Genomic DNA, 26,067 nt, shown 5'->3' on the forward strand with positions numbered 1-26,067 from the left:
GCAATCACATGCCGGTAGTCGCCACAGCAAAACAACTACCGTGCGAGCACTCTATAACGGTGAGATAACGGAAGGGAAGAGGGCGGCGTTATCTTTTCGTGATTCATAGGCGGTTCCGTTAAATCCCTTCACGGCAGGGGAGCGGAACCGGGCTGGGATGCGGCGGCGACCCGGCGACCGAGCTCGCGGCGAGACTCCGCGCCGAGCTTGGCGCGGGCCTGATAGACGTGGGACTCGACCGTGCGGACCGAGAGGAACAGGCGAGCGGCGATGTCGCGGTTCGACAGCCCCGCGGCGATCAGACCGGCGATCTCTCTCTCCCGTCGGGTGAGGGAGATCGAGTCGACCATCGCTGCCGCGGTGGGGGCGGGGGTCGACTCCGTCGGAGAGGACGGCGAGCGCGGAACGAACGTGCGCAGCAGGGCCGCCCGCAGTTCGGTGTGTCGCCGACCGGTCACCAACGGGGTAGGCGGGTCGTCCCACATCCGGCGAACGGAGGCGGTGGTCCCGGATAGCAGGCGACCGATCTCGTCGAGCGCGTCGCGCTCCGCCACTCCGAGCGTCACCGCTCGGTGGAGGTCCCGCAGACGCAGCATCGGTGCCGGCCGCTCCGCCGTCAACCGGAGTGCGAGCTGGGCCGCGTGGGCGGCGTCGTCGTAACGCTCGTCCAGTGCGTCGATCATCGACCGCGCGGCGACGTAATCGTGGCGGAGACTCAACGGGCCGTCCGCCCACAGGCTGGAGACACGGTCGACGATGCGTCGCGCCTCCGGGACCCGACCGCGCGCGGCGATGAACTGGGCGATCAGCAGCTTCACGCCCGCCACCGCCATGTCCTTGCGGATCGGGTGGAACCGTGCCCGTGCCGCTTCGAGGTTCCGAAGGGCGGCGTCGCTCTCCCCGGCGACGGCCGCCGACAACGACGCGGCCAGACCGGCGCATCCGAGCGCGCGGTCGTCGCCCTCCCGCACGGCGCGACGCCGCTCGTCGGCGATCCGTGCGTGGAGCACGGGGGCATCGCTGCCCAGCATGAGATGCGTCACCAGCGAAACCGTCAGTGCCCATAGCCGTTCGGCGGTGTTGAGGCCGGCGATCCCGCTTTCGTACACGAACTCCTGAACACGCGTCAGCAGCCGGTTCGTGCCCTCGGCATCCCCCAGCTGCGCGCGGGCATATGCCTCGCGCAACCAGGCCCAGACGCGCCAGTACCCGCAGGACGTGCGGGACGACTGCTGCGCGTGGTCCCGCGCGAGCGGCCACTGCAGCGCGAAGGCGAGGGCGTCGACCCGCGCCGCGGAGGAATCCGGCTCCGCATCCTCCGGGCGACCGCGGTCGAGCGCGGCGTGCAGGTCCCGAGTGGCGGCGAAGAAGCCGCGCATCTCCCATGCCGTCGCGATCTGCTGCGCCCGATGCCGATCCGCGTCGGCCGCGACCACCGGCGGAACCTCGCTCTGCGCCCGCGGGTCGCCGGCGGAGACCCGCGCGTACGCGAGCTCCAAGCGGAGGGCGACGTCGTCCGGTTCCCCGGCGATGCCGGTGGAGGCGAACGCTTCGGCCGTCGCGAAACGACCCTGGTCGTTGGCGTGCCTCGCGGCGTCGAGCAGAGCCCTCCGGCGCAGATCGTCCGCCGTCGGGACCGGCAGCGGGTCCCCCCTCAGGAGCGATTCGGCCACGACGGTCGCGATCGGCGGGCTCCACCACCGACCGTCCGCGTCGAGCATGCGCGTGACCGCGGTGTCGACGATGGCGCGGACGCGGTCGTCCCCGAGGACGCGCGCGGCCTCGGCGGCGAGCACAGGATTGGCCCACAGTGCGCCGGCGTCCGAGTCGTCTTGGAAGACATAACCGTGCGCCCGCAGCTCCTTGATCTCATGGAACGGGCGGATGCGCGCGGCGTGCGTCGAGGCCAAACCGGAGAACCGGCCCAGGGTGACCAGGGTCGTGAGGTGCTCGAGCTCGAGAGTCGAAAGGTTCTTGTGCACCGCGTCGCCGAGGCGCGTCCAGACCGGGGCATGTCGCAGGGCGGCGAGCGGGTCTCGCCCGCGCCGTGCCGCGTCGTTCGCGACCTCCGCGAACTCGTACAGGAGGGCGCGCGAGCCGTTCGCCATCCACACCAGCGCGTCCGTGGTCACGTCGTCGAGAGCGTCGGCCCCGCACTCCCGGAGGAACACGGATGCCTTCGTCTCCTCGAGGGGCTCGATGTCGATGCGGACCGCGAAGCCCCGGCTCCCGAGCTCCAGCAGTGAGTGCGTCCATGCATCGGACGCCGGACGGGAGAACAGCGGTGTCTCCACCGCGATGCAGGCCGTGACGCGGTGAAGGCATACGGCCTGCAGGAGGGTGGCCGCGGAACGCTCGTCCAACGCGTGGGCGTCGTCCACCAACAACGTCGTCCCCGGTGCCGGGAGGTCCTCCATCGCCGGGGACCCCGTATCCGGCGGCAGGTCCACTCCTCGAACGAGCTGCGTGGGGACATCCCGCCGTGCGAGCGCGTGTGCGACACGGCTCATCGTCACGGTCTTTCCGACGCCCACGGGCCCGACCAGCACCACCGGCGTTCCGGCTGCCAGATGCCTCGCTATTCCTTCCGGATCGGCAGCGCGTCCGGCGATCTTCAGGGTGTTCTCCCCACCGAGGAAATGTGCACTCACCCCATCACCACCCCCTCGTGGATTCGGTTCCCCGTTTTCACCATATCCGCACACACGCAGATCGAGTCGGCTGTCCTTCCCGCCGTACTACCGAGCTTGCTGCTCAGTAGTCGAGCGGATTCAAGGGTTCACTTTCGAACGGTCGCCCGGTTCTCGGCATCCACTGAGGTTCGCTCTGATTCGCGCCCCGAGACCTTGGCGTGCCCCGTTCCGGCCAGAAGGCTCACCAACGCGGGGTCGCCCCGCCCGCTCGGTATCGGCCGAGTGGATCGAACCTGATGGGGGTTTCCATGGAGAACCAGAAGCGCCGGGTCGTTCGGCGTCGCATTTTCGCCGTCGCCGCAGGTGGCGCGGCTCTCGGGGTCGGCGTCGCCGCGACCCTGGCGGCCTGGACCGACACCGAATGGGTGTTCGGCGGAGACGGTGCGGGGGGACCGGGCGTCGGAACGTCCACCTTCGCGATCGAGCAGAACACCGATCCGGGCTTCGACGCCGCAGCCTGGACGGACGAGGCGGACAACCCCGGCGGGGAGATGGTCTTCACGGCGGCCGGGCTCGTCGGCACCGAACTCACCCCGGGCGACAGCGTCTACGCCGCCGTGGCGCTGCGCACCAAAGCCGCGTCGATCGCGGGCGACGTCGAGCTCCAGCCGGCGGTGCCCGCGGCGGGTATCACCACCGCCGACGCCGGCGACCTGCTCTTCGACGCTCTCGATGTCCGTGTGGCGACCAGCGCCACGGCCTTCACTTGCGACGGATCGGCGTTCACGGGCGGCGCGACCATCATCGCCGATGGCACGCTGTCGGGCACCGGCGGATCCGTCACGCAGTCGCTCTCGGCTGCGTCGGGCTCGGTGCAGTACTACTGCTTCGAGGTGACGCTCCCCGACCCCATCCCGCTGGCGGGCGGAACGACCGTCGAGGACTACATGGGCCGTACGATCGCCCCGGCGTGGGAGTTCGTGGCCACCTCGTGAACGAACTGGTCACGGCATCCCGCCCGGTCGCCGCGCACGCCGCGGACTCCCGGCACCGGTCATCCGCGCGAGCATCCGTCGTCACGACGGTCACGCCGATCGAGCGGGTTCGGGATGCCGTGACCACCTTCGTCGGATGCCTCGGCATCCTCATCGTCGCCTGGCTGGTGGCGAGCGCCGTGTGGGGGCTGGGGATCATCGTCTTCGTCACCGGGTCGATGTCCCCCACGCTTCCCACCGGTGCTGCCGCGATCACCCGGACGGTCGACGCCGCCGATCTCGCCGTCGGAGACGTCGTGACCGTGCGGCGTCCCGGCAACGGTGCCCAGGTGACCCACCGCATCGTCGAGATCGCCCCCGTCGCGGGAGACCCGCAGGCACGTAGCCTCACCCTCCGCGGCGACGCGAACGATTCCGCCGACCTTCGGCCCTACATCGTCACCAGCGCACCGCGCGTCCTCATCGGCGCGCCCCTCGCCGGATCAATCATCACTGCGGCGAAGACGCCTGCGGCGATGCTCGGGGGATCCGTGCTCATCGCCGCCGTGATCGCGTGGGCGCTGTGGCCCCCGTCGACCCGGACATCCCCGGACGGCGACGAGCCCGCCCCGTCTCACCCCTCCCGCTGATCTCAGGAGACCCATGTCCCTCTCTCCCCGCGCCGGTCGCCGGCGCGTCAGCGCGGTCCTCGCCGCCGCCGCTTCCCTCGCTCTCGTCGGAGCGGGAGGCCTGTTCGTCGCCGACGCCGCCCGCGCGGCCTTCATCGATGTCCCGCCCACCGGCGCGCCGGGTCGGCTGGTGCTCTCCGCCGACCCCTATCCCGCCGAGTTCCTCGACCTCAGCCCCGGAGACCCCGCGTTCTGGCAGATCCGCGCGCGTCTCGAGGACGCCGCCCGGGCAACCCTCGCGCTGGAACTTCGCAAGAGCGGCCCGCTCGCCGAGACTCCGCGCGGTCTGATCATGCAGGTGGACGTGTGCGATGCGCCGTGGGCGGGGTTCCCGGACCAGCCGTTCTGCGTGTCGGGAAGTCGTCCGGTGACTCTGGCCACACCGGCCGAGGACTACACCTCGTCGTCCCCGTCGTTCGAATTGCGACCGCTCACGCCCTCGGCTCCCCAGTTCTTGTTGGTGACCCTCTCGGTGGAGGACTCCGCAGAGGCTCAGGAGGACACCTCGCTGATGGGACTGCGCGGGCGGATGGGAGTCGGCCTCACGGCCATGTCGATCGACGACGTGCCGGTCCGACCGCCGGACCGCCTGCCGGTCACCGGGTTCGACCCGACGGCGTTGATCGGGGTCGGCGCGCTCGGGGCCGGCCTCCTGGGTCTCGGGGCGTCGCTCCGCATCGCGAGGAAGGGGGGACGACGGTGAGGACATGGATGCGCGCGGCATTGGCCGCGTCGATGGGGGCGGTGCTCCTGGTGCCGCTCGGGATCACCGCGACCACGGCCAGCTGGAATGACGCGGAGTGGGTCCACGAGGACGCTCTGGGAACGGGCACGCTCGACTGCGCGCAGAATCCCGCCCTGGAGAGCCGTTCGCGCGGCACGTTCCTCGCGGGCGAACTGCTGGGGATCGACCTCGACTCCCTCGCCCAGCTCGAGGACATGCGCCTCACGGTGCAGGCGGATGGGGTCGCGGTGCCGGATCCCGCGAACGCGATCGACCTCGGATCCACGCCACCCGCCTATACCTTCGCGAATCCGCTGGACGTCACGGCCCTGGGTATCGCGGAAGTGGATCTCACCGGGTTCACGGTCGCCCTCCCCGGTGCTGCCCTGGGGGCGGCGAATCAATGGGCGCAGGGATCGACGAGCGGTCGAGCCGCGGGCGCGTCCGGGTTGATCAACGACTCCGGAGCGGTGTTGGTCTCCGATTCCACGCCCGACGACCAGCTTCCGCAGCCGGCGACGATCGATCTCACCGCTCTGCTTCCCACGATCGCGGGTCTGAATGCGGCGACGCTCGAGGTGGGTGCCGTCGCGGCGAGTTCTCAACTCGACGGGTGCGCCGCGCTCCGGGAGCAGGTCTGGGGAATCGCCCCCGCGCAGCCGATCGTCCAGCGGGACTACGGCATCGCCTCTCTCGGGCTGGCGCTGGACGCTCCCGCGGTGGGCGCGCTGACCGGCGCCGTGACGACGACCGGGGGGCAGCTGGAAATCGCTGTTGCCGGGCTCGTCGGACAGAACGGGCTGATCGCGCAGAACCTGCGCACCGCCCTCGCCCTCCGGGTTCCCGGGATCGCCGCCGCGAGTATGACGGGCACGGTCATCATCAGCGGGCTCGACCTGCAGTCGACGGTCGCTCCGTTCCTCGGCCTCCAACTCCAGGGCGACGGGTTCACGATCGACCTCGCCAACGGACGCATCCTCGTCGACGTCGAACGGCTCACGGGTCCACTCAACGGTGCCGCACCCAACACCGAGCTCGTGCTGAACGCGGGCATCATCAACGCCATCGTGGCCGAGGCCGGGACACTCCTCGACGAGTGGGCCGTCGACGTCACGGATGCGCTTCGCGCGGCCATCAGGAACGCACAGGTGCAGATCGCTCTGTCCACGACCGTCTCGGCCGTCGGCTACAACCTCGCCACGGTGACCCTCGGATTGAATTCGACGATCGGCGCGGTGGTCGACGGCAACGCGACGATCGGAGTGACCCTCTCCAACCAGCCGACAGGGCTGATCGTCACGACCATCAACACGGCCCTCGGCCTGGCGGGCCTTCCCACCCTGTCTTCGATCCTGACCACTCTCACCGGATCCGGCTCGGCGCTGACCACGGCTGTGGCCAATCTGCTCACGACGCAGTTGCTCGACCGGGTCACCACGCTCGGCGCCACGCTGTCCACGCTGTCGGTTCCCGTCGTGAACGTGCTGGCCGGGGTACTGAACGCGCTGCCGACGGTCGTCTCGGTCATGGTCAACGTCCAACCCGACCAGCAGAACGCGCCGCCCGGGTACCCGTTCGTCGCCCCGACTTCCCGGTCCACAGCCGAGTACGCGGTCACCGCCCTCCGGCTCGGTCTTGCCGACTTCGCCGTCCCCGACGACGTGGCCCACGTCCTGTTCGGGACCGGGTCGGCGGGGCCGGTCACCCTGCCGTGAGTCATCGGCTGCCCGCCCTCCGGTTCGTCCACCTTCGAAGGACCCGCCCGCACCCGTGAACCCGGACGTGCCACTCTGAGCGAGGGCTCACGCGAGGGGCGGGTGCGCCGGGGGAGGAAGCCATGAAGCTCGCTGTCTGCGGGGCAACGGGTGTCGTCGGGTCGCATGTTCGCCGGGCCGCCGAGGCGCGAGGACACGAGGTCGTTCCGCTGACCCGATCGACCGGACACGACCTGACGAAGGGGCTGCCCGAGGACGCGCTCGCCGGGGTGGAGACGATCGTCGACGTCAGTGGCATCCAGACGCTCTCCCGGAAGCGGGCGACCGACTACTTCCTCAGTGTGTCGCGCACCCTCCAGGCGGCCGGGGCCGCGGCGGGGGTCTCGCACCTGGTGGCACTGTCGATCGTCGGTATCGACGGCGTGACGTCCTCGTACTACGGGGCCAAGGGAGAGCAGGAACGCGCAGTCCGCTCCGGAGTGCTGCCGTGGACTCTGCTGCGCGCCGCACAGTTCCACGAGTTCGCCGCGCAGACCATCGAGCGCGGATCGGTGGGGCCTCTCGTTCTGGCGCCCCGCGCGCGCGTCCGGCCGATCGCGGCTGCCGAGGTGGCCGAGGCCCTGGTGGATCTCGCCGAGGCCGGCCCGGCCGGGGACGCACCCGATCTGGTCGGGCCGCGGGACGAGATCCTCGCCGACATGGTTCGAACGCTTCTGGCTCGACGAGGAAGTCGCCGACCGGTGGTCGAGATTCCGCTCCCGGGGTCGATGGGCGAAGCGATGAGCTCGGGTCGGCTCCGGGGGTCTCGGGACGCCTCGCGGCAGGGACGGCAGACCTACGCGGAGTGGGTGGATCAGCTGCCCGGTGGCCACTGACGCTCTCGGAGTGAAGCCGCAGGAGACGAGAAACGCAGATTCTCCCGGAGGAGCGTGCGCTGCCTCTCCCGCTCCGCCACAATGACCGCGGGGAGCGCTACCCGAGCGCACACACATTCACCGACCGCGAAGACGCGGCGGTTCTGGGGGATCGATGGAGCACATCAACCTGCCCGCGGCCGGATGGTACGCGGCGCCACACGCCAACGGCGAGCAGCGCTACTGGGATGGCACGGCGTGGCACGAGCCCGCCGAGGCGGAGCCGACGACGCCGTTCATGAAGAAGCCGGTCACCCGGCGGACCGGAGCCTTCGTCGCGGGTGCGGCCCTCGTGCTGGGGCTCATCGTCGGAGGCGTGTCCGGCGGGGCCGGCACCCAGTCCGAGGTAGCCGCTCTGAAGGCTCAAGTGTCCGGTCTACAGTCGGATGTGGCCGAGGCGCAGACGGCGGCGGAGGAGTCCGTGGAGACTCTGGCGACGGCGACGACCGCGAGTGACGCGATGACCAAGGAGCGCGACTCCGCCCGGGCGCGCGTCGCGGAGCTGGAAGCGGCGGCGACGGCCGCGCAGGCCGAACTCGATGCCCGCGCCGCGACGATCACCGACCTGCAGGGCAAGGTCGCGGCGAAGGACTCCGCCCCGCCGGTCGTCGAGGTCGCCGCGCCGGAGACCCAGAAGTCCGTGTACTACAAGAACTGCACCGCCGCCCGCGAGGCGGGGGCCGCACCCGTGCGCCGCGGAGACCCCGGGTACGCGTCTCATCTCGACCGCGACGGAGATGGGATCGGCTGCGAGTAATTCAGCGGCCCAGGGGGACGCCGCCCGTTCCACGGGTTCGCGCAAGGGCCACCCGGCTGCGACCGCGTGCTGCTCGGCATCCATTACTCTGGCTCGCGGCGCACGCGAGACCGCGGGCTTCCGGCTCGAGCACGAGAGTGAGACCGCCCGTGGACGGACAGGCGCAGGCGACGCAGACCCCCGATCGGACGTTGCGCCGCGCGATGAGCGCACGCCACCTCGTGATGATCGCTCTGGGCGGCGTGATCGGGTCGGGGCTGTTCCTCAGCTCGGGCTACACGATCCACCAGGCCGGTCCGCTCGGGGCGGTGCTCGCGTACCTGCTCGGAGCCTTCGTCGTCTGGCTGGTCATGGTGTGCCTGGGCGAACTCGCCGTGGTCTACCCCGTCTCGGGGTCGATCCACATCTACGCAGCGCGCACGATGGGGCCGGCCACCGGCTTCGTCACGGCGTGGCTGTACTGGCTCTGCTGGGTCGTCGCCCTCGGGTCGGAGTTCACGGCATCCGGAATCCTCATGCAGCGGTGGTTCCCGAACGTCGACGTGTGGGTGTGGTGCCTGGTGTTCGCCGGCATCCTGTTCACCCTCAACGCGATCTCGGCGCGGGTGTTCGGCGAGACCGAGTTCTGGTTCGCGGCGATCAAGGTCATCGCGATCCTCGCGCTCATCGTGCTGGGGACGATGGCGATCTTCGGCTTCACCCCGCTGTCGACCAGCCCGCACGAAGCGGTGCTGCTCAGCAACTTCGAGACGCCGGAGGGTGTGCTGCCGGCGGGGCTGGGCGGAGTGCTCATCACCTCTCTCGCCGTCTTCTACGCGTTCAGCGGCGCGGAGCTCGTCGGAGTCGCCGCGGGGGAGACCAAGGACCCCGGCCGCAACATCCCGCGCGCGCTGCGATCGACCGTGCTGCGTCTGCTCGTGCTGTTCGTCTGCTCGATCACCGTGATCGCGGCGCTCCTTCCGTACGAGAAAGCGGGACTCAGTTCGAGCCCCTTCGTCGACGTCTTCGAGTACGTCGGAGTGCCCTACGCCGCCGACATCATGAACTTCGTCGTCATCACCGCGCTGCTCTCGGTGGGTAACAGCGGCCTGTACTCGTGCGCCCGGATGCTGTTCTCTCTCGCCGAGGAGGGATACGCGCCGCGCGCGTTCACGCGGCTCACCCGTCGTGGCATCCCGATGATCGCCCTGCTCGTGAGCCTCGCGATCGGTCTCGTCTCGCTCATCTCGAGCGTCATCGCCGCCGAGACCGTGTACCTCGTGCTCGTGTCGATCGCGGGCTTCGCCGCGGTGGCCGTGTGGATGTCGATCGTCGCGGCGCAGTACTTCCACCGGCGCGCGTTCGTCCGCGGCGGGGGAGACGTCGCGACTCTCGTCTACCGCACGCCGTTCTACCCGCTCGTGCCGATTCTGGCATTCGTCCTGCTGACCGCCTCGATCGTCGCGATCGCGTTCGACCCCGAGCAGGCTCCGGCGCTGTACTTCGGCATCCCGTTCGTCGGCCTCTGCTACCTGTTCTTCTGGTGGCGGTACGGCCGCAAGGGCGTCGCGCCGAAGGCTCTCGACGAGGAGGCGCCGGTCGCCTGAGCCCGGCGCTCGCTATACGCGGCGTCGATCGCGGTCAGCGGCACCGTACGCCGGGGTGACTGTCGCCCGCGCGTGGGACCCAGTACGGTTCCCGGAAAGGCGACGCAGCCCCGCCGGGGCGGGTCCGAGGCCGGGGAGGCATCCATGGAGACCGTCGACACGATCATCGTGGGAGCCGGAGTCTCCGGTCTGGCCGCGGCGCGCTTGCTCACCCGCGCCGGCCGTCGCGTCGTCGTTCTCGAGGCGCGCGACCGCATCGGCGGACGCACGTACACGGACCGCTCCGGCGGACACGTCACCGATCGCGGGGCCTCCTGGATCCACGGGATCGACGGCAGCCCGGTCGCCGAGGCGGCACATGCGTTCGGGATGCCGATGGTCGAGTTCACGGTCGGCGGATACCAGCCGGCCGGGCGGCCGCTGACGTACTTCGGTGAGGACGGGTCGCGCCTTTCGGCCGAGGAGGTCGCGCAGTACGCCGCCGACATCCGCGCGCTGAACGCGACTCTCGTCGACGTCATCGCCGACTCCGCTCCGGATGCCACCTACGCCGACGTCGTCGACCGGGCCCTCGCCGCGCAGGACTGGGATGACGCGCGCGCGGCGCGCGTGCGCGAGTACAACGACCGTCGCGCGCAGGAGCAGTACGGCGTCGCGATGACCGGGCTCGGGGCGCACGGCCTCGACGACGACACCGTGAACGGCGACGAGGTCGTCTTCCCGCGCGGATATGACGAGCTCGCGCGGAACCTCGCCGAAGGGGTGGATGTGCGTCTGTCGCACGTGGTGTCGGCCATCCGCTGGTCGCCCGACGGGGTCGAGGTCGACACCGACCACGGCTCGCTCTCGGCCTCGAACGTCGTCGTCACGGTGCCGGTCGGCGTCCTGCAGTCCGGCGATCTCGCGATCGAGCCCGAGCTGCCCGCGACCCACCGCCGCGCCCTGGGCCTGCTGCGGATGAACGCCTTCGAGAAGGTCGTGCTGCGCTTCCCCGACAGATTCTGGGATGCCGAGGTCTACGGCATCCGTCAGCTCGGTGCCGAGGGGGAGTGGTGGCACTCCTGGTACGACCTCGGGCGGATCCACGACGAGCCCGCCCTGCTGACGTTCGCCGCGGGACCCGCGGCGGTCGCGACCCGCGCGTGGTCGGACGAGGAGATCGTCGCCTCGACGCTGGCGCAGTTGCGGCGGCTCTACGGCGATGCCGTCCCCGAGCCCGAGAGCGCGGTCGTGACGCGCTGGCAGGACGACCCGTTCGCGCGCGGCTCGTACGCCTATATGCTTCCGGGCTCGGTCGGGGCGGACCACGACGAGCTGGCCGTTCCGGTCGGCGGGGTGCTGCACCTCGCGGGCGAGGCGACGTGGGGCGACGACCCCGCGACGGTCCCGGGCGCGATGCTCTCGGGCCACCGCGCCGCCGAGAACGTGCTGGGGCGCGAGATCCCGCTGAGCGCGCTCTGGTCGTAGGGTTCGGCGCCGGGCCGCGGCGGAGGTCCCTGAGCTTGTCGAAGGGGCCGGGGGCTTCGACAGGCTCAGCCACCTGGGTCGCGGCGGAGGGCGCTGGGTCGCGGCGGAGGTCCCTGAGCTTGTCGAAGGGGCCGGGGGCTTCGACAGGCTCAGCCACCTGGGTCGCGGCGGAGGGACGCAGGAGCGGGGCGGAGGTCCCTGAGCTTGTCGAAGGGACCGGGGGAATCCGCTACCGCGGCTCCGGCCCCGTGGCCACCGGCAGCTCCTCGTGGTTCGACCACTGACTCCACGACCCGGGGAACACCCGCGGCGCGAACCCCGCCAGCGTGAGCGCCACCGCCTGGTGCGCGGCGGTCACCCCCGAGCCGCAGTAGACCCCCACCGTCATGCCGTCCTCGGCTCCCAGCATCCGGAAGCGCGAGCGCAGCGCGTCCGGCGCGAGGAAGCGTCCGTCGCCGTCGACGTTCTCCGTCGTGGGCGCGCTGACCGCTCCGGGTACGTGGCCAGCGCGCGGATCGATCGGCTCCACCTCGCCGCGGTAACGCTCGCCGGCGCGGGCGTCGAGCAGCAGGTCGGACGACGCGAACGCGCCCACCTCGTCGAGCTCCAGCGTCGGCAGCGCCCCGTACGACAGCTCGACGGTTCCGGGCGCCGGGGTCTCGGCATCCCCCTCCTCCACCTCGAAGCCCGCCCCGGTCCAGGCCGCCAGCGCCCCGTCGAGCAGCCGGACGTCGGCGACCCCCGCGTACCGCAGCAGCCACCACGCCCGCGCGCTCGACATGTTCTTCAGGTCGTCGTAGACCACGACGGTGTCGCCCGCGTCGATGCCCCATCGTCGGGCCGCCGCCTGCAGCGTCTCGACCGGAGGGATCGGATGCCGGCCCTCGGTCGGCTCGCCGTGGGCGGCCAGATCGTGGTCGAGGTCGACATACTGCGCGCCCGGGATATGCCCCGCGCGGTACTCCGGGAGCCCGTCGGGCCGGTCGAGGCGCCAGCGGACGTCGAGCACGCGCACCGGTCCACCGTCGGGGAAGGCCCCCGCGGCGAGGGCGTCGTGCAGGGCGGGCGCGGTCGTGAGGATCGAGGCCATGGTCCCAGTCTGGCCCTCAGCTCACCGGGGCGGGACCCCGGGTCCGTCCGTCGGCGACGCGCGCCCGCGCGCGATCGTGGCGGGAGGTGACGGGCACGGTCTCGGTGGCACGGGGAAGCCCCATCGGAGGGGTCGCGACGTAGATGGTCTCGGCGCGCTCGACGACGTGCGTCTCGTGCCAGATGCCCACCGCACCGGGCGTCTTCCGCGCTCGCCGGTTGAAGCGGGTCCACGCCGGGCGGTGCTCCTGCTGCGGAGCGGAGGCGTACGCGTACAGCTTCTCAAGCGACGACCAGTACTGCACGAGGTAGGGCCCTCGCGAACCGAGCAGCATCGTGAAGCCGAGGAGCCCGGATTCGGGATCGACGCTGAGCTCGCGCAGCATCCGGGGCATGTCGCCCATCAACGGCATCCACTGATCCGGCCGCCACCATTTGTTGACCGTCATCCCGATGTGGAAGACGACGAGCTCGCCGTCGTAGCGGTGGGTCATCCGACCCGGATTGATGGATGCCATGGGCTCGTCCTCACTCGATAGTGTTGCTATCCAGTGTTAGATAGTAGGGCTATCGAGTCAAGGGGGTCGGCGTGCGGATTTCAGAACTGTCAGCCGAGAGCGGTGTTCCCGTCGCGACGATCAAGTACTACCTGCGCGAGAAGCTGCTGCCGGAGGGCGAGCGCTCCTCGCCCACGCAGGCGTCCTACGGCGTCGCCCACGTGCAGCGACTCGGGGTCATCCGAGCGCTCGTCGACGCCGGTGTCGGGATCGCGGGAGTGCGCAAGGTGGTCGGTGTGCTCGAGGAGCCGCCCGAGAACCCCTACGACCTGCTCGGCGCAGCGAACGCCGCCGTGACCCCCGCGATCGTGGGCGACCCCGATCTGACCGAGGCGACCGCGCTGCTGGAGCGCATGGGCGGAAGCCCGGAGACGTGCTTCCCCGACCAGCTCGCGGCGGTCGCGCATGCCCTCTCGACGCTGGAGCGCGCCGGGTTCACGGTGCCGGAGCCCGTGATGGCGTCCTACCTCGAGCACCTGTCCGCGATCGCCGAGGCGGAGCTGGCCGCGACCCCCGACACGTCGATCGAGGACGCCGTGCGCTATGTCGTGCTCGGCACCGCGCTCGTCGAGCCGCTGATCCTGGCGCTCCGCCGTGTCGCGGAACAGGTGGCCGCCTCGCGGCGCTTCGGCACGGGCTGACCCGCGGCGGGCTCAGGGCTCCGGGTTGGTCGCCGCTCCGTCGAGCCAGAGGGTGTCGCTCTTGTCGCCGTGTGGACCGGATCGGCCGACGTGCTTGTCGCCGATGTTCGGTCCCTTCGTGATCACGTGCACCAGAGCCATGCCGTGACCGCGACCGAGGTCGTAGTCGTCTTTCAACCACTGCAGGATCGGCGTGGCTTTCGTGCCGGGGCCGAACCCCCGCTCGTCCGCGAGCGCGATGAACTGCCGCGGGGTGAGCCCGGTCTTGGTTTCGATGTTGTCGAGGTACGCCTGGAAGGACATGACCGGAGGCTAGCGCGACCCGCCGACACGGTCTACGCATCGGGCGCGGCCAGGCGTGAGCGATGTCGGCACCCCGGGGTACGGTCGAAGGATGGCCGTCACCCTGCACCGGGCGCCCGTCGCCGAGATCGACCCCCGCACCCTCTACCGCCTCCTCTGGCTGCGCGTGACCGTGTTCGTCGTCGAGCAGGAGGCCGCGTACCCCGAGATCGACGGTCGCGACATCGAGCCGGGTGCCGAGCTCATGTGGATGAGCGAGGGCGACGAGGTCCTCGCGACGCTCCGTGTCCTCCGCGAGTCGACGAACACGCGCATCGGTCGGGTCGCGACCGCCGCCGCGGCTCGCGGCCGTGGCCTCGCCGCCGACCTCATGCGCGCGGCGGTGGAGATCCTGGATGCCGAGACCCCCGGCATTCCGATCCTCCTCGACGCCCAAGCGCACCTGGCGTCCTGGTACGGACGCTTCGGCTTCGTCGTGTCGGGGGCACCGTTCGCCGAGGACGGCATTCCGCACGTGCCGATGCGGCGGACGCGCCTCACCACCGAGCGTCTGGTGCTGCGCGAGTGGACCCGGTCCGACGACGACCGTGCGTTCCTGTTCGACATGTACCGGCGGCCGGAGGTTCGGCGCTACCTGGGCAATGGGCAGGTGATGACCGATCCGGCCGAGGTCGACGCGACGCTCGACCGCTGGACGAGCCTGGCCGACGGCATCCTGGGCGTCCGGGCCGTCGAGGCACACGACGGCCACCGACTGGGGTCGGTGCTGCTGAAGCACATCCCCTGGTCGGCGGGCGTCGGCGACGGGCGACCCGAAGACATCGAGATCGGCTGGCACTTCCATCCCGACGCGTGGGGGTCCGGGTACGCCACCGAGGCGGCTGCCGCGGTCCTCGCGCTCGCAGGCGCGAACGGCATCCGCAAGCTCGTGGCGGTCACGAATCCGGCGAACGCGGCATCCGGCGCGGTCGCGCAGCGCATCGGGCTGCGCCCCGCCGGGGAGACGGTCGACTACTACGACACCACCTGCGCGCTGTACATCGGGGAGCCTGGCGCGTGAGAGCCCGCGGGGTGGCGGCGACGGCCCTGGCCCTCGCGTGCACGCTCGTGCTGACCGGGTGCGACCTGGGATTCTCGCTGGGGTTCGGCGGGAAATCCGACGGGCACTTCGAGGGCAGCGAGCTCACCGTGCCCGTTCTCTACGTGAGCGGCGGCAAAGGGGGCGTGGCCTCGCAGCGGATCACGGCCGAGGCGGCCGACGGCGGCGACCTCCGCATCGACATCACCGAGAACGACGTCAGCGGCGTCGCGCCGGTCACCCAGTCCGCGACATGGACGGCCGTCACCGCGGCGACTCTGCTCACCGGCGCCCGCCCCGACACGGCCTACACGTTCGGCTTCGACGCGCGCATCAACACCCCGGCCGCGGGGGCCGTGACCGCGGTCGGCGTGCTCGCGCTGTACTACGGCACCGAGGTGCAGCCGGGCGTCGCCCTGGCGGGCGGCGTGACGCCGTTCGGCACCGTGAGCCCCGTCGCGGGCCTTCCCGAACAGGTGTCGGCGGCGATCGAGGCCGGCGGGATCGACACGATCCTCGTCCCCGCGGGGCAACGTATCGCCGCGGATGCCGACGGCCGACCGGTCGACCTCGACCAGGTCGCGGCGACCGGCGGAATGACCATCACCGAGGTCGCCGACGTCGCCAGTGCCTACGCGATCATGACCGGCGAAGAGCTTCCGGAGGCGGTCTTCCCGACTCCGGCCGCCTCGCCCACACCCCTTCCGACCGCCACGGGAGGCCCGGCGGAGGCGGAGACCGGGGCATTCGCCGCCGCCGTCGACAGCGCCCTCGCCCGTGCCGACGCGTCTCTCGGGGCGGCGATCGACGCGTCCCTCGCCGAGCGATCGCGCGTCGCCGGCGACCGGGCACGCGCGCTTCGCGAGACCGGAGAGGGGAGCGGCGCGTTCGCGGCCGCCGCGAGCGCCGCCGATCTCGCCGCGGTGGCCGCCGCCGACTCGGTCGACTCGGCCGCGGTCGATGCCACACGCGCAGCGGCCGAGCAGATCCTGATGGATGCCGCGCGGGACGCCCCCGACACGCTCGACGTGGCCGACGTCTCGCTCGAAGTTCTGGGAGCGGCCGCGGACGCCTACGCGCTCGCCGCGTACGCGCAGACCGCTCTCGCGGACGGCGAGGAGGCGGGGCCGCCCGCTGCGGCTCTCGCGCAGTCGTCGCTCGCCCGCGCGCAGGAGGGCGTCGACCTGCGCGACGCGCTCGGCACGGGCGCAGGAGCCCTGTCGCGTGATGCCGATCTCGACGGGCTCGGATCGCTCCTGCGTCGCGCGGCGATCGCGGCCACCGACGCGTACGTGTCGCGCGCCGGAGAGGCGCCGGTCCGCGCGGGCGATCTCCCGGCGGTTCGGCTCGCGGCCTTCGACGCGGCCCGCGAAGACCTCGAGGCCTTCGCCGCCGACGACGCCTGGCTCGGCCTCGCCCTCGCGACGACGTCGTTCTCGCGCACCGTCCCGCCGCTCGTCGCGCAGCAGTCGGTGCGGGTGCCCGACGGCGTCGACCCGACGGCGGCCGTACGGCAGCGGATCGCGGTCGGCGACGAGTACGCCGTGCGCGCGGTCGACGCCCTCGCCGACGCCGGGGCCGACGTGGCTCTCGTCCGCGGAGCCCTGGCCGACGCGACCGCGACCGCCACGGCGGCGCCGGCTCCCGGGGCGTCAGCGGTGTACGCCACGCCGTTCCTGCGCGCGCGTGTGCTCGCGTTCGCGGCCGGAGTCGAGCGCGAGTAGCGGGCCCGCCCTCCCGTCAATGCGGCGCGTGGTACTCCGCCGTTCCGCGCTTCCAGTAGCCCTTGACGACGGTGGCGGCGGGGTCTCCTGACCACCGATCGAGCAGGAGCGCCCGCCCCGCTCGGACGATCGACTGCTCGGCGGCGACGAAGCCGAAGACGCAGCCCTCCGGCTGTTCCTCGACGTCGAGCGCGTCGAGCCAGTCGGCGAGCTCCTCTCCGGCGGGTCGGTCGCCGCGGTGCACCTGGATCACCTGCACGCCCGGGGGTGCGGCCACCGGGAGGTCGTGGGCGGCATCCGGGACCTCGATCGCGATGCGCCCGATGGCTTCGTCGTCCATCGCCGCGGCGAAGCGGCGGATCGCGGGAACGGCCGTCTCGTCGCCGACCAGGAGCCAGGCATCCGGGCGCCCGACGAGCACCATCGACCCGCGCGGCCCGCCGACGCCGACGCGGGCGCCGAGGGGAGCGGACGCGGACCAGCGGCTGCCGACGCCGTCGCCGTGCAGCGCCACGTCGATGTCGAGCCAGCCGTGCTCGGCATCCCAGCTCACCGGGGTGTACTCGCGGCTCGGTGCGGACCGCGCATCGTCGGCGGAGTCGTCGGGGAAGAACACCCGGATGTGATCGTCGGCGCCGGGGGAGTCGAAACCGCGGAGGTCGGCCCCCTCGAGGCGCAGTCGCACGTACGACGGGGTCAGGAACGTGCGGGCGGCGAGGGTCGCCGAGCGGAAGACCAGCTCGTGGCGACGGGGTTCGAGACGGGCACCGAGGGCCGGGTTCGACATCTTCACATAGCTAAGGCTAACCTAACTTCGCGACCGGCCCCGGAGTGTGGCCGATCCCCCTCGCACATACAGCACTGGAGAGATTCCGCATGAGCACTCGTCTGATCCGTCCCCTCGCCGCCGCATCTTTGGCGGCCGCCCTGGCCCTCACCGGCTGCGCCTCCGGGGCCGCCGCTCCCGCCGAGCAGGCCGCCGCGACCACCGTGACCGTCGAAGACAACCACGGCTCGATCGAGGTTCCCGTGAACCCCGAACGCGTCGTCGCCCTCGACAACACGACGTTCGAGACCCTCAGCGAGTGGGGCGTGACGCTCGTCGCGGCCCCCAAGCCGCTCATGTACGACCTGTGGCCCTCGCTCTCGGGCGGCGACGAGGTGCTCGACGCCGGCCTGCACCGCGAGCCGAACATCGAGAACATCCTCGCCGCGGACCCCGACCTGATCGTCGGCGGATACCGCTTCCGCGAGATCTACGACCAGCTGAAGGACATCCAGCCCGCGACGATCGAGACGAGTCCGCGCGACGGGGAGGAGCACACCTCGGAGCTCAAGCGTCAGACGGCCATCCTCGGCCAGGTCTTCGACAAGAACGACGAGGCGACGAAGCTCTCCGCCGACCTGGATGCCGCGATCGCCGACGCGAAGGCCGCGTACGACCCGTCGCAGACGGTGATGGGGCTGATCACGTCCGGGGGGAAGATCTCCTACGCCGCCCCCGGAGAAGGGCGCGGCGTCGGCCACCTCTTCCCGACGCTGGGCCTGACCCCCGCGCTCGACCGCGCGGCCGAGGACGCCTCCCACGGCGATGACATCAGCGTCGAGGCGATCGCCGCCGCGAACCCCGAGTGGCTGTTCGTCCTCGACCGTGACGCGATGTTCGGGGAGGACGGCTACGTCTCGGCGAAGGACCTGATCGAGAACGCCGAGGCGCTGAAGAACGTGCCCGCGGTGCAGAAGAACCAGATCGTCTACCTCGACGGCAGCTTCTACCTCGACGAGGGCATCCAGGCCTACACGAAGCTCTACCGCTCGGCCGCCGAGGCGTTCGCCTCCTGATCCCCGGTGGGGGTCCGGATGCCGGGCCCCCACCCTCGCCATGATCGTCACCGCTCCTTCCCCCCGAACGCTCGGGCATCGCCTCGCCCTGCCCGCGGCCACCGCGGGCGTCACCGCCCTCGTCGTCGTGTCGCTCTTCGTCGGCGTCTACGACATCGCCGGCGAGGGATTCGGCACCGAGATGTTCTTCATCTCGCGAGTGCCCCGCACCCTCGCCCTCGTGCTCGCGGGCTGCGCGATGGCCGTCTCGGGCCTGATCATGCAGCTGCTCACGCAGAACCGGTTCGTCGAGCCCTCCACCACCGGCACGTCCGAGTGGGCCGCCCTCGGCCTGCTGGTCACGGTGCTCCTCGCGCCGACCGCGCCCCTCATCGTGCGGATGGTCGTGGCATCCGTCGCTGCCTTCGTGGGGACGATGATCTTCATCGGCATCCTGCGTCGGATCTCTCTGCGCTCCTCGCTCGTCGTGCCGCTCATCGGGATCATGCTCGGAGCGGTGGTGTCGGCGTTCACCACGTACCTCGCCGTCTCGACGAACTCCCTGCAGATGCTCGGCACCTGGTTCATGGGCAGCTTCACCTCGATCGTCCGCGGACGCTACGAGGTGCTCTGGGTCGTGGCGATCGTCGTGGTCCTCGTCTTCCTCTCCGCCGACCGCATCACCGTGGCCGGTCTCGGCCGCGACATCGCGACCACTGTCGGCGTCGACCACACCCGCGTGATGCTCATCGGTGCGGGTCTTGTCGCCGTCGCGACGGGCGTGACCACCGTCGTGGTCGGCTTCCTGCCGTTCCTCGGATTGGTCGTGCCCAACCTCGTCTCGATGTGGCGGGGCGACAACGCCCGCGCCAACCTGCCGTGGGTGTGCCTCGGCGGAGTGGCCATCGTCGTCGTGTGCGACATCGTCGGGCGGGTGATCCGGATGCCGTTCGAGGTCCCCGTCTCGATGATCCTCGGGGTCGTCGGGTCCGCGGTGTTCATCACCCTGCTGCTGAGGATGCGTGCCCGTGCCTGAGGTCCTGACCCGTCCCGCTCCGGCGCTCGCGCTCCGCCGCCCACGGATCGCCCTGCGGTTCGGAATCCTCGCTCTCGTGGTGATCGTCGCCGCCGTCGGCGTCCTCACCTGGAACGTGCCGGGGGAGCCGGGCTCGCGCGCTTTCTGGCTGGCCGTGAACCTCCGCGTGGTGAGCGTCGCGACGATCGCCCTCGTCGCCTGCTGTCAGGCGGTCGCGACGGTGCTCTTCCACACCGCGACGGCGAACCGCATCCTCACCCCGTCGATCATGGGCTTCGACGCGCTCTACGTCGTCATGCAGACGGCGCTGGTGTTCTTCTTCGGCAGCGCCGCGCTCTCGGCGACCGACGGCCTGCTCAAGGTCGTCGTGCAGAGCGCGCTGATGGTCGGTTTCGCGACCCTCCTGTACGGCTGGCTCTTCGCCGGGCGCCGTGGCAACCTGCACATCATGCTGCTCGTCGGCGTCGTGCTGGGCGTCGGCTTCGGCTCGCTCTCGACCGTCATGCAGCGGTTGTTGACCCCCAGCGACTTCGACATCCTCTCGGCCCGCCTCTTCGGCAACCTCTCGAACTCGGATGCCGAGTACCTCCCGTGGGGAGCGCTGGTCGTCGCCGTCGTGCTCGTTCTCGTCTGGCGCGCGCGACACCGTCTCGACGTGCTGGCGCTGGGCCGCGAGGCATCCGTCAATCTGGGGCTCGCGTACCGCCGCGAGGTGATCGGCGTGCTCGTCCTCGTCGCCGTGCTCATCTCGGTGTCGACCACGATGGTCGGTCCGATGACGTTCTTCGGCTTCCTCGTCGCAACCCTCGCGTACCAGCTGGCGGGCTCGTCTCAGCACCGCGTGGTGCTGCCGTTCGCGGTGCTCCTCGGCATGGCGACCCTGCTCGGCGGGTACTTCGTGCTGCGGCACGTGTTCTACGCCGCGGGGATGCTCTCGATCATCATCGAGTTCGTCGGCGGCGTCTTCTTCCTCATCTACCTGCTCCGAAAGGGGTCGCTGTGATCTCGCTCACCGACGTGACCATGACCTACGGCGACCTCACCGTCCTCGGCCCCGTGACCCTCGACATCCCCGCCGGCGGCGTCACCGCGCTCGTCGGTCCGAACGGTGCGGGCAAGTCGACCCTTCTCACGATCGTCGGGCGCCTGACGACCGCGACGAGCGGACGCGTCACCGTCGCCGGCAACGACGTCACGACGACCCCGGGGCGGACGCTCGCGAAGATCGTGTCGATCCTCCGGCAGGAGAACCACTTCGTCACGCGGCTCACCGTGCGCGAGCTCGTCGGTTTCGGACGCTTCCCGCACTCGCAGGGCCGCCTCACCGCCGACGATCATGCCAAGGTCGACGAGGCCATCGCCTTCCTCGACCTCACCGCGCTGTCGGGTCGCTACCTCGACCAGCTCTCCGGCGGTCAACGCCAGCGGGCATATGTCGCGATGGTGCTCGCGCAGGACACCGACTACATCCTGCTCGACGAGCCGCTCAACAACCTCGACATGAAGCACGCCGTGGCGATGATGGGCCAGCTCCGCCGCGCGGCGGACGAACTCGGCAAGACCATCGTCATCGTCGTGCACGACATCAACTTCGCGGCGGCGTACGCCGATCGCATCGTCGCCCTGTCGGAGGGGCGGGTGGTGCACGTCGGCACCCCGGGCGACCTCATGACGTCGGACACTCTCGAGGAGGTCTTCGGCACCCCCGTCGAGGTGCGAAACGACGGACCGTACCCGCTGGCGGTGTACTACCGATGAGCCGTCAGAGCTGGATGCCGTTGTCCTCGTCGTTCACGCCGACGTTACGGCCGCGGCTGGACTCGTACGCGATGAGCCACCCCACCGACACGGCCGCGGCGAGGATCACGCCCAGCCACACGTTCTGCCAGATCAATCCGAACAGGATGCCGAGACCCAGCAGCAGCACGCTGCCGAGCACCCAGTACGTGCGTCCGCGCGGCCAACCGGTCCCTGTCTGCGTCATGGCCCCAGCCTAGGGGCCGCCCCTTCCTTCCCCCGGAATTCCTCCATCCCACCTCTTCCCGAAGGACGACATGGCCCGCACGAATGCCGCACAGACGCGGCAGAAGCCCCTCGACAGCACCCTCCTCACCCTCCGCGTGCGAGAGCGACGACGCCTCTCGCCGTCGTTCGCGCGCGTCACGCTCGTCGGTGAGGACCTCGCGAGATTCGTGCCGCTCGGTCGGGACCAATGGTTCCGCCTGTTCCTGCCCGTCGCGGAGGGCACGCTCGCACGTCTGCCGAAGAGGCTCGACACCCTCGCCTACGTCCGGTACCTGGCGATCGCCAAGACCGAGCGTCCGGTGCTGCGCAATTACACCGTCGCCGGGTTCCGTCCCACCGGTCCGGACGGCCCCGAGCTCGACGTCGACTTCGTGATCCACGGTTCCGCGGCCGACGGCACCGCGGGACCGGCGGCGACCTGGGCCGAGACCTGCGAGCCGGGCGACGCCGTCGCGATCCTCGACGAGGGCATCTTGTTCACCCCCGCCGCCGAGGTCTCGGGCCCCTTCGCGCTCGTGGGCGACGAGACCGCTCTGCCGGCGATCAGCGGCATCCTGGCATCCCTTCGCGCGGATGCCACGGGTACAGCGCTCGTCGAGGTCCCCGACGCGGGCGACGTGCGAGACCTCGTCGCGCCGGCCGGTGTGGACGTGCGATGGGTCGTCCGCGTCGACCCGCACGCGACCCCGGGGATCGCCGTGCGCGACGCGGCGACCGAGGGGGACACCGCGGTGCCCGCGTACGCGTGGGTCGCGGGGGAGCAGTCGCTCGTGGCGGCGATGCGGCGGCAGTGGGTGCGAGCGGGCGTCGACAAGCGCGCGATCTCGTTCACGGGATACTGGCGCGCGCCGCGCGGTCACTGACCTCGTCGACCTTCGGGCTCTCGTCGCCCGGGGCCGGGACGGTTCAGCGGTCGCGGTGGTCCTCGGGGTGCAGCCGGGGGCCGCGGCGCGGCTCCAGCGCGGACCCGACGTAGATGAGGCGGATGACACGCTGACGATGCCCCGCGAACGGTTCGAGCAGCTCGAGCATGCCGTCGTCGTCAGTGCGGTGACCGGTGAGGGCATAGCCCACCTGATGCGCGAGGTGGTAGTCGCCCACGCTCACGGCATCCGGATCCCCGAAAGCGCGGATGCGCGTCTCGGCGCTTGTCCAGATCCCGACCCCGCGCAGGCTGATGAACACGCGGTCGCGGGCTTCGCCGTCGGGGGCGGCGCTGGCTGCGCGCACGACGGACCCGCCTCTCCGTGCCGTTTCGACGATCGTTCGGGACTGCGGGGGCTCGAGCCCGGCGCGGTGCCAGGCCCACGAGGGCACGTGCCGCCAGCCCTCGATGTCGGGCGGCGCGAACATCGGTCGCGGCGTCGGGCCCGGCGCCCGTTCGCCGTACCAGGTGACGATGCTGCGCCAGGCTGAGAACGCCTGCAGGCTGGTGACCTTCTGCTCCATGATCGCGCTGACCAGCGCGTCGAAGACGAGGTCGGTCCGCCCGATGCGCAGATCCGGATGCCGCCGATGCCACTCCGCGACCGAGGGATGCCGCGACGCATCGAAGCCGTCGGGCTCGTCGAGTTTTCCGCACAGCGCCGGCAGCTGATCGAGCGCCCACGCGGCACCCGGGCCCCAGGCCGCCGCGCGGACGGCGCCCCCGATGCTCTGGCGCAGCGCCAGGGTGGCGACCCCCAGCGGGGTGCGGCTGACGCGCCAGACGATGCCGCCGGCGCCCAGGGGGGTGGACGAGAAGTAGGTCGGATCGTTGCGGCCGTGCCGTTGCGCGGCCACCGCGTGACCGACGTCGACGGGCTGCGCGGGGCGGTACTCGCTCTCGAGCGGGCGTTCGGCGGGCGCCGCCAGCTCGCGCGGCGTCTGCCGCGTGCGCACCCCGGTCGACCTCATGCCGACACCCTACGTCGCCCCACCGACATCGCCGCATCCCGGCCCCATCCGCCCGCTCGCCGACGGTGCGGCGCTCGCGGCGGGGTCGGCGTGGGGACACCCGCGGCGCGGGCGCGTGGTGCGATGCGCGCGGTGCGATGCGCGCGGTGTGGCGCGCGGTGTCGCGGCCCGCGGTGTCGCACCTGCGGTGTTGCGGCGCGCGGTGTCGCGGCCCGCGGTGGTCGGTCAGAAGCGGTCGGGCGAGGGGGTACCGTGGCCGTACCGGATCGAGACGTCCGCGTGACGATCGAAGCGGTAGCCGACGCCGCGCACGGTGCGCACGATGTCCTCGTAGGCGCCGAGCTTCGCGCGCAGGCGGCGCACGTGCACGTCGATGGTGCGCTCACCGGGAGCGTCGTCGTCGGTCGAGCCTTCCCACAGGGATGCCACGAGCTCGGCGCGCTCGATCGTGCGGCCCTCGCGCAGCACGAGGTACTGCAGCAGCTCGAACTCCTTGAAGGTGAACGCCGCCGACTCGCCGTCGATGAGCACGCGCTTGCGCGAGATGTCGACGACCACGCCGCCGGGTGCGCGGTCCTCCTCGGCGGGCTCGTCCTTGGTGCGGGCGACCGCCGACGGCTCGTGCAGAGCGAGGCGCACGACGTCGACGTCACGGCCGCCGGCACCCGTGGGGGCGAGGGCGACGGTCGCGTAGGTCTCGGCGGCGGGGGCCAGCTCGCCGAGCGTGCGGCGCAGGGCCTCGACGAGCGTACCGAGGCTTACACCGGCAGCGGCGGCCTTGGCTTCGTCGATGCCGACGTAGAGGGCGAAGCCGCGAGGGGCGGAACCGGCGGGGAGCGCGGGGCGAGCGGCCGGGGCGGCGGCTGCCGGAGCCGGGGCGGGAGCGGCGGGCACCGGGGTGACGGGGCGAGCGGCGGCCGGGGCGACGGGGCGGGCAGCGGCGGGGCGGATGGCGGAGGTGGAGGGGCGGTCGAGAACAGCGGAGATCGACATGAGGATGAAGTCCTTGGGTGTGTGAACCCGGGCGTCGTCAGGAGGCGGGGTTCGACGGGAGGTGAGGGCCGAAGGGCCGGTGCGCGGTGTCCGGACACGCGTGATCGACGCGTGACGCAGACGACCGGGCGACGATGTCGGCGTTCAGAAGCTCGAGATCGTCGGAACGAGGGTCGCTGTTAGCGGCACATTCGACAACACATGACAACGCGGCCGGGCATCATCATGCCGGCAGTCCCGTTCGCCTCCCGGGCGGACAGAGAACGCGCATTGACAGTCATGGGGGGATTATGACGCAGGAAGTCCGATCGCGTCAAATCGCACCGGATGCCACCCCCTCGGGCATTCTGCGCAGTCGAACGGCGTGAAGGTGGGAGCCGACCGTGCATTCTGTGCTCCCGCGTCCCGGTCCGCGTGCCGGGCGTACCCTCTCGTCATGGCTGACCTGCTTTTCGCCGACGACAAGGCCGCGTCCCGTTTCACCCTGCACCGGGGAGACGATCTGGTCTCCGTGCTCGACTACCGGGACGACGGACGCACCGTGGCTCTCACCCGGGCCTTCACCATCCCCACGTTTCGCGGGCACGGCTACGCGGCCGTGATCACCGAGCGCGCGGTCGACGCGATCGAGGCCGCCGGCGACCGGCAGATCCTCCCCGTCTGCTGGTACGTGGGGGAGTGGTTCGAGGCGCACCCGGAGCGGGCCGGCATCCTGAAACAGCGCGCCTGAGCCGGGCCGTACGCAGCCCCGATGCGGGCGTCAACCCCTGCCCGCTCTCCGCTCGGCGCGAGGAAGCTGGATGCGTCGAAAGGGGAAGTCATGACCGACGACCGCGACCTGCCCGAAGGTGTCATCAACGCCGACCCGCCCGGTGGATGGGAGAGCGGCGCCGTCGCCGACGGCGAGAACGCAGAGCAGAACGAGAACGCCAAGGGGTCGCCGCAGCTGAACGACGCGGCTCCCTCGGACCCCATCGAGGGGGATGCCGCCAGCCAGGGCATCGACCCCGATATGAGCACGGAGGACTGACATGTCGGACGAGACCCGCACCCCGCAACCCTCCGCCGGTCCCGATGGCGGAGCTTCGCCCGCCGATTCGGTCGGCGGCGCGCTGCACGACGAGAGCAAGCACGTCTCGCGCCCCGGCGAACAGTCGGAACCGAAGATGGACACCCACCCCACGGACGACGAGGCGCGCATCGCCGGCGTCGTCGTCCAGACGCGCGCCGACGTGGGCGGCAAGAGCGAGGAGCGCGTGGCCGACGTCCTGCGCCAGCGCTTCGCCGACATCGGCCTCGAGCTGGGCGACGACCGCATCCGCGCCCTCGCCGCCGAGGTGAACGCCTCCTGAGCCCCCTCCGGTGACGCCCCGCTCGGTCGGTCCGAGCGGGGCGTCACCGCGCGCGCGATCATGCGGCCGGGGCGTTTGCTGCGAGCCGATGTC

General features: G+C 71.3%; 27 protein-coding genes. 19 read left to right on the forward strand and 8 right to left on the reverse strand.

Annotated features, from left to right (window positions below):
* Positions 1-128: 128 nt before the first annotated feature.
* Positions 129-2,651, reverse strand: a complete 2,523-nt coding sequence (locus tag MTES_RS11155; RefSeq protein ID WP_013585360.1) for a helix-turn-helix domain-containing protein — start codon at positions 2,649-2,651, stop codon at positions 129-131.
* 290 nt (positions 2,652-2,941) lie between these two features.
* Here MTES_RS11155 and MTES_RS11160 point away from each other — a divergent pair, with 290 nt between their 5' ends.
* The 8 genes from MTES_RS11160 to MTES_RS11195 all read left to right on the forward strand — a co-directional run bounded on the left by MTES_RS11160 (position 2,942) and on the right by MTES_RS11195 (position 11,459).
* Complete coding sequence (locus MTES_RS11160) at positions 2,942-3,628, forward strand: SipW-dependent-type signal peptide-containing protein (protein WP_231848075.1); 687 nt, start codon at positions 2,942-2,944, stop codon at positions 3,626-3,628.
* A complete protein-coding gene (locus tag MTES_RS11165) occupies positions 3,604-4,257 on the forward strand; it encodes a signal peptidase I (protein ID WP_148272862.1) in 654 nt (217 codons plus the stop codon). The genes MTES_RS11160 and MTES_RS11165 overlap by 25 nt, the downstream gene beginning before the upstream one ends.
* A 13-nt stretch (positions 4,258-4,270) precedes the next feature.
* Positions 4,271-4,999 (forward strand): hypothetical protein, encoded by a 729-nt coding sequence (locus MTES_RS18530; protein ID WP_013585363.1) that lies wholly within the window; start codon positions 4,271-4,273, stop codon positions 4,997-4,999.
* Between the two features lie 8 nt (positions 5,000-5,007).
* Positions 5,008-6,735, forward strand: coding sequence for a choice-of-anchor G family protein (locus MTES_RS11175; protein ID WP_013585364.1), 1,728 nt, complete (start codon positions 5,008-5,010; stop codon positions 6,733-6,735).
* A 122-nt stretch (positions 6,736-6,857) separates the two neighbouring features.
* Entirely contained in the window at positions 6,858-7,610 is a 753-nt protein-coding gene (locus tag MTES_RS11180) for an SDR family oxidoreductase (RefSeq protein WP_013585365.1), read from the forward strand.
* Positions 7,611-7,764: 154 nt separating this feature from the next.
* Positions 7,765-8,406: an excalibur calcium-binding domain-containing protein gene (locus MTES_RS18535; protein WP_013585366.1), complete on the forward strand. Its 642-nt coding sequence runs from the start codon at positions 7,765-7,767 to the stop codon at positions 8,404-8,406.
* Positions 8,407-8,609: 203 nt separating this feature from the next.
* Positions 8,610-9,992 carry an amino acid permease gene (locus tag MTES_RS11190; RefSeq protein ID WP_080575508.1) on the forward strand — a complete coding sequence of 461 codons (1,383 nt, stop codon included), beginning with the start codon at positions 8,610-8,612 and terminating at the stop codon, positions 9,990-9,992.
* 144 nt (positions 9,993-10,136) lie between these two features.
* Positions 10,137-11,459, forward strand: a complete 1,323-nt coding sequence (locus MTES_RS11195) for a flavin monoamine oxidase family protein (RefSeq protein ID WP_013585368.1) — start codon at positions 10,137-10,139, stop codon at positions 11,457-11,459.
* A gap of 229 nt (positions 11,460-11,688) precedes the next feature.
* Here MTES_RS11195 and MTES_RS11200 read toward each other — a convergent pair whose 3' ends face one another.
* Both MTES_RS11200 and MTES_RS11205 read right to left on the reverse strand, forming a co-directional pair.
* Entirely contained in the window at positions 11,689-12,549 is an 861-nt protein-coding gene (locus MTES_RS11200; RefSeq protein ID WP_013585369.1) for a sulfurtransferase, read from the reverse strand.
* A gap of 16 nt (positions 12,550-12,565) precedes the next feature.
* On the reverse strand, positions 12,566-13,066 hold the full coding sequence (locus MTES_RS11205; RefSeq protein ID WP_013585370.1) for a DUF4188 domain-containing protein: 501 nt from the start codon (positions 13,064-13,066) through the stop codon (positions 12,566-12,568).
* Between the two features lie 71 nt (positions 13,067-13,137).
* Here MTES_RS11205 and MTES_RS11210 point away from each other — a divergent pair, with 71 nt between their 5' ends.
* On the forward strand, positions 13,138-13,746 hold the full coding sequence (locus tag MTES_RS11210; RefSeq protein WP_013585371.1) for a MerR family transcriptional regulator: 609 nt from the start codon (positions 13,138-13,140) through the stop codon (positions 13,744-13,746).
* A gap of 12 nt (positions 13,747-13,758) precedes the next feature.
* Here the strand turns inward: MTES_RS11210 and MTES_RS11215 are convergent, their stop codons facing one another.
* Positions 13,759-14,049, reverse strand: a complete 291-nt coding sequence (locus MTES_RS11215; protein ID WP_013585372.1) for a DUF4287 domain-containing protein — start codon at positions 14,047-14,049, stop codon at positions 13,759-13,761.
* Between the two features lie 91 nt (positions 14,050-14,140).
* Between MTES_RS11215 and MTES_RS20030 the strand changes: the two genes are divergently transcribed.
* Complete coding sequence (locus tag MTES_RS20030) at positions 14,141-15,109, forward strand: GNAT family N-acetyltransferase (RefSeq protein WP_013585373.1); 969 nt, start codon at positions 14,141-14,143, stop codon at positions 15,107-15,109.
* Positions 15,106-16,851: a S16 family serine protease gene (locus MTES_RS11230; RefSeq protein ID WP_158309755.1), complete on the forward strand. Its 1,746-nt coding sequence runs from the start codon at positions 15,106-15,108 to the stop codon at positions 16,849-16,851. Before MTES_RS20030 ends, MTES_RS11230 begins: the two co-directional genes overlap by 4 nt.
* A 16-nt stretch (positions 16,852-16,867) precedes the next feature.
* Here MTES_RS11230 and MTES_RS11235 read toward each other — a convergent pair whose 3' ends face one another.
* Positions 16,868-17,638, reverse strand: coding sequence for a siderophore-interacting protein (locus MTES_RS11235; RefSeq protein ID WP_043362749.1), 771 nt, complete (start codon positions 17,636-17,638; stop codon positions 16,868-16,870).
* Positions 17,639-17,727: 89 nt separating this feature from the next.
* Here MTES_RS11235 and MTES_RS11240 point away from each other — a divergent pair, with 89 nt between their 5' ends.
* The 4 genes from MTES_RS11240 to MTES_RS11255 are packed head-to-tail and all read left to right on the forward strand — an operon-like array spanning position 17,728 to position 21,466.
* Entirely contained in the window at positions 17,728-18,693 is a 966-nt protein-coding gene (locus tag MTES_RS11240) for a siderophore ABC transporter substrate-binding protein (RefSeq protein WP_013585376.1), read from the forward strand.
* Between the two features lie 40 nt (positions 18,694-18,733).
* Positions 18,734-19,708 (forward strand): ABC transporter permease, encoded by a 975-nt coding sequence (locus MTES_RS11245; RefSeq protein WP_013585377.1) that lies wholly within the window; start codon positions 18,734-18,736, stop codon positions 19,706-19,708.
* Positions 19,701-20,711, forward strand: coding sequence for an iron chelate uptake ABC transporter family permease subunit (locus MTES_RS11250; protein ID WP_167539373.1), 1,011 nt, complete (start codon positions 19,701-19,703; stop codon positions 20,709-20,711). The genes MTES_RS11245 and MTES_RS11250 overlap by 8 nt, the downstream gene beginning before the upstream one ends.
* Positions 20,708-21,466: an ABC transporter ATP-binding protein gene (locus MTES_RS11255; RefSeq protein ID WP_013585379.1), complete on the forward strand. Its 759-nt coding sequence runs from the start codon at positions 20,708-20,710 to the stop codon at positions 21,464-21,466. The genes MTES_RS11250 and MTES_RS11255 overlap by 4 nt, the downstream gene beginning before the upstream one ends.
* A 4-nt stretch (positions 21,467-21,470) precedes the next feature.
* On the opposite strand, the gene MTES_RS11260 is transcribed toward MTES_RS11255, so the two are convergent.
* Positions 21,471-21,692, reverse strand: coding sequence for a hypothetical protein (locus MTES_RS11260; protein WP_013585380.1), 222 nt, complete (start codon positions 21,690-21,692; stop codon positions 21,471-21,473).
* A gap of 70 nt (positions 21,693-21,762) precedes the next feature.
* Between MTES_RS11260 and MTES_RS11265 the strand changes: the two genes are divergently transcribed.
* Complete coding sequence (locus MTES_RS11265) at positions 21,763-22,596, forward strand: siderophore-interacting protein (protein WP_013585381.1); 834 nt, start codon at positions 21,763-21,765, stop codon at positions 22,594-22,596.
* A 43-nt stretch (positions 22,597-22,639) separates the two neighbouring features.
* Here MTES_RS11265 and MTES_RS11270 read toward each other — a convergent pair whose 3' ends face one another.
* Together MTES_RS11270 and MTES_RS11275 are read right to left on the reverse strand one after the other, a co-directional pair.
* Positions 22,640-23,629: a DNA-3-methyladenine glycosylase family protein gene (locus MTES_RS11270; RefSeq protein ID WP_050901788.1), complete on the reverse strand. Its 990-nt coding sequence runs from the start codon at positions 23,627-23,629 to the stop codon at positions 22,640-22,642.
* Positions 23,630-23,854: 225 nt separating this feature from the next.
* Positions 23,855-24,622, reverse strand: coding sequence for a winged helix-turn-helix domain-containing protein (locus MTES_RS11275; RefSeq protein WP_013585383.1), 768 nt, complete (start codon positions 24,620-24,622; stop codon positions 23,855-23,857).
* Positions 24,623-25,058: 436 nt separating this feature from the next.
* Between MTES_RS11275 and MTES_RS11280 the strand changes: the two genes are divergently transcribed.
* The 3 genes from MTES_RS11280 to MTES_RS11290 all read left to right on the forward strand — a co-directional run bounded on the left by MTES_RS11280 (position 25,059) and on the right by MTES_RS11290 (position 25,974).
* A complete protein-coding gene (locus MTES_RS11280) occupies positions 25,059-25,352 on the forward strand; it encodes a GNAT family N-acetyltransferase (protein WP_013585384.1) in 294 nt (97 codons plus the stop codon).
* 90 nt (positions 25,353-25,442) lie between these two features.
* Entirely contained in the window at positions 25,443-25,652 is a 210-nt protein-coding gene (locus MTES_RS11285; RefSeq protein ID WP_013585385.1) for a hypothetical protein, read from the forward strand.
* Between the two features lies 1 nt (position 25,653).
* Positions 25,654-25,974: a hypothetical protein gene (locus MTES_RS11290; RefSeq protein WP_013585386.1), complete on the forward strand. Its 321-nt coding sequence runs from the start codon at positions 25,654-25,656 to the stop codon at positions 25,972-25,974.
* Positions 25,975-26,067 lie beyond the last annotated feature (93 nt).

Source organism: Microbacterium testaceum StLB037 (assembly GCF_000202635.1).
Classification (GTDB): Bacteria; Actinomycetota; Actinomycetes; order Actinomycetales; family Microbacteriaceae; genus Microbacterium; species Microbacterium testaceum_F.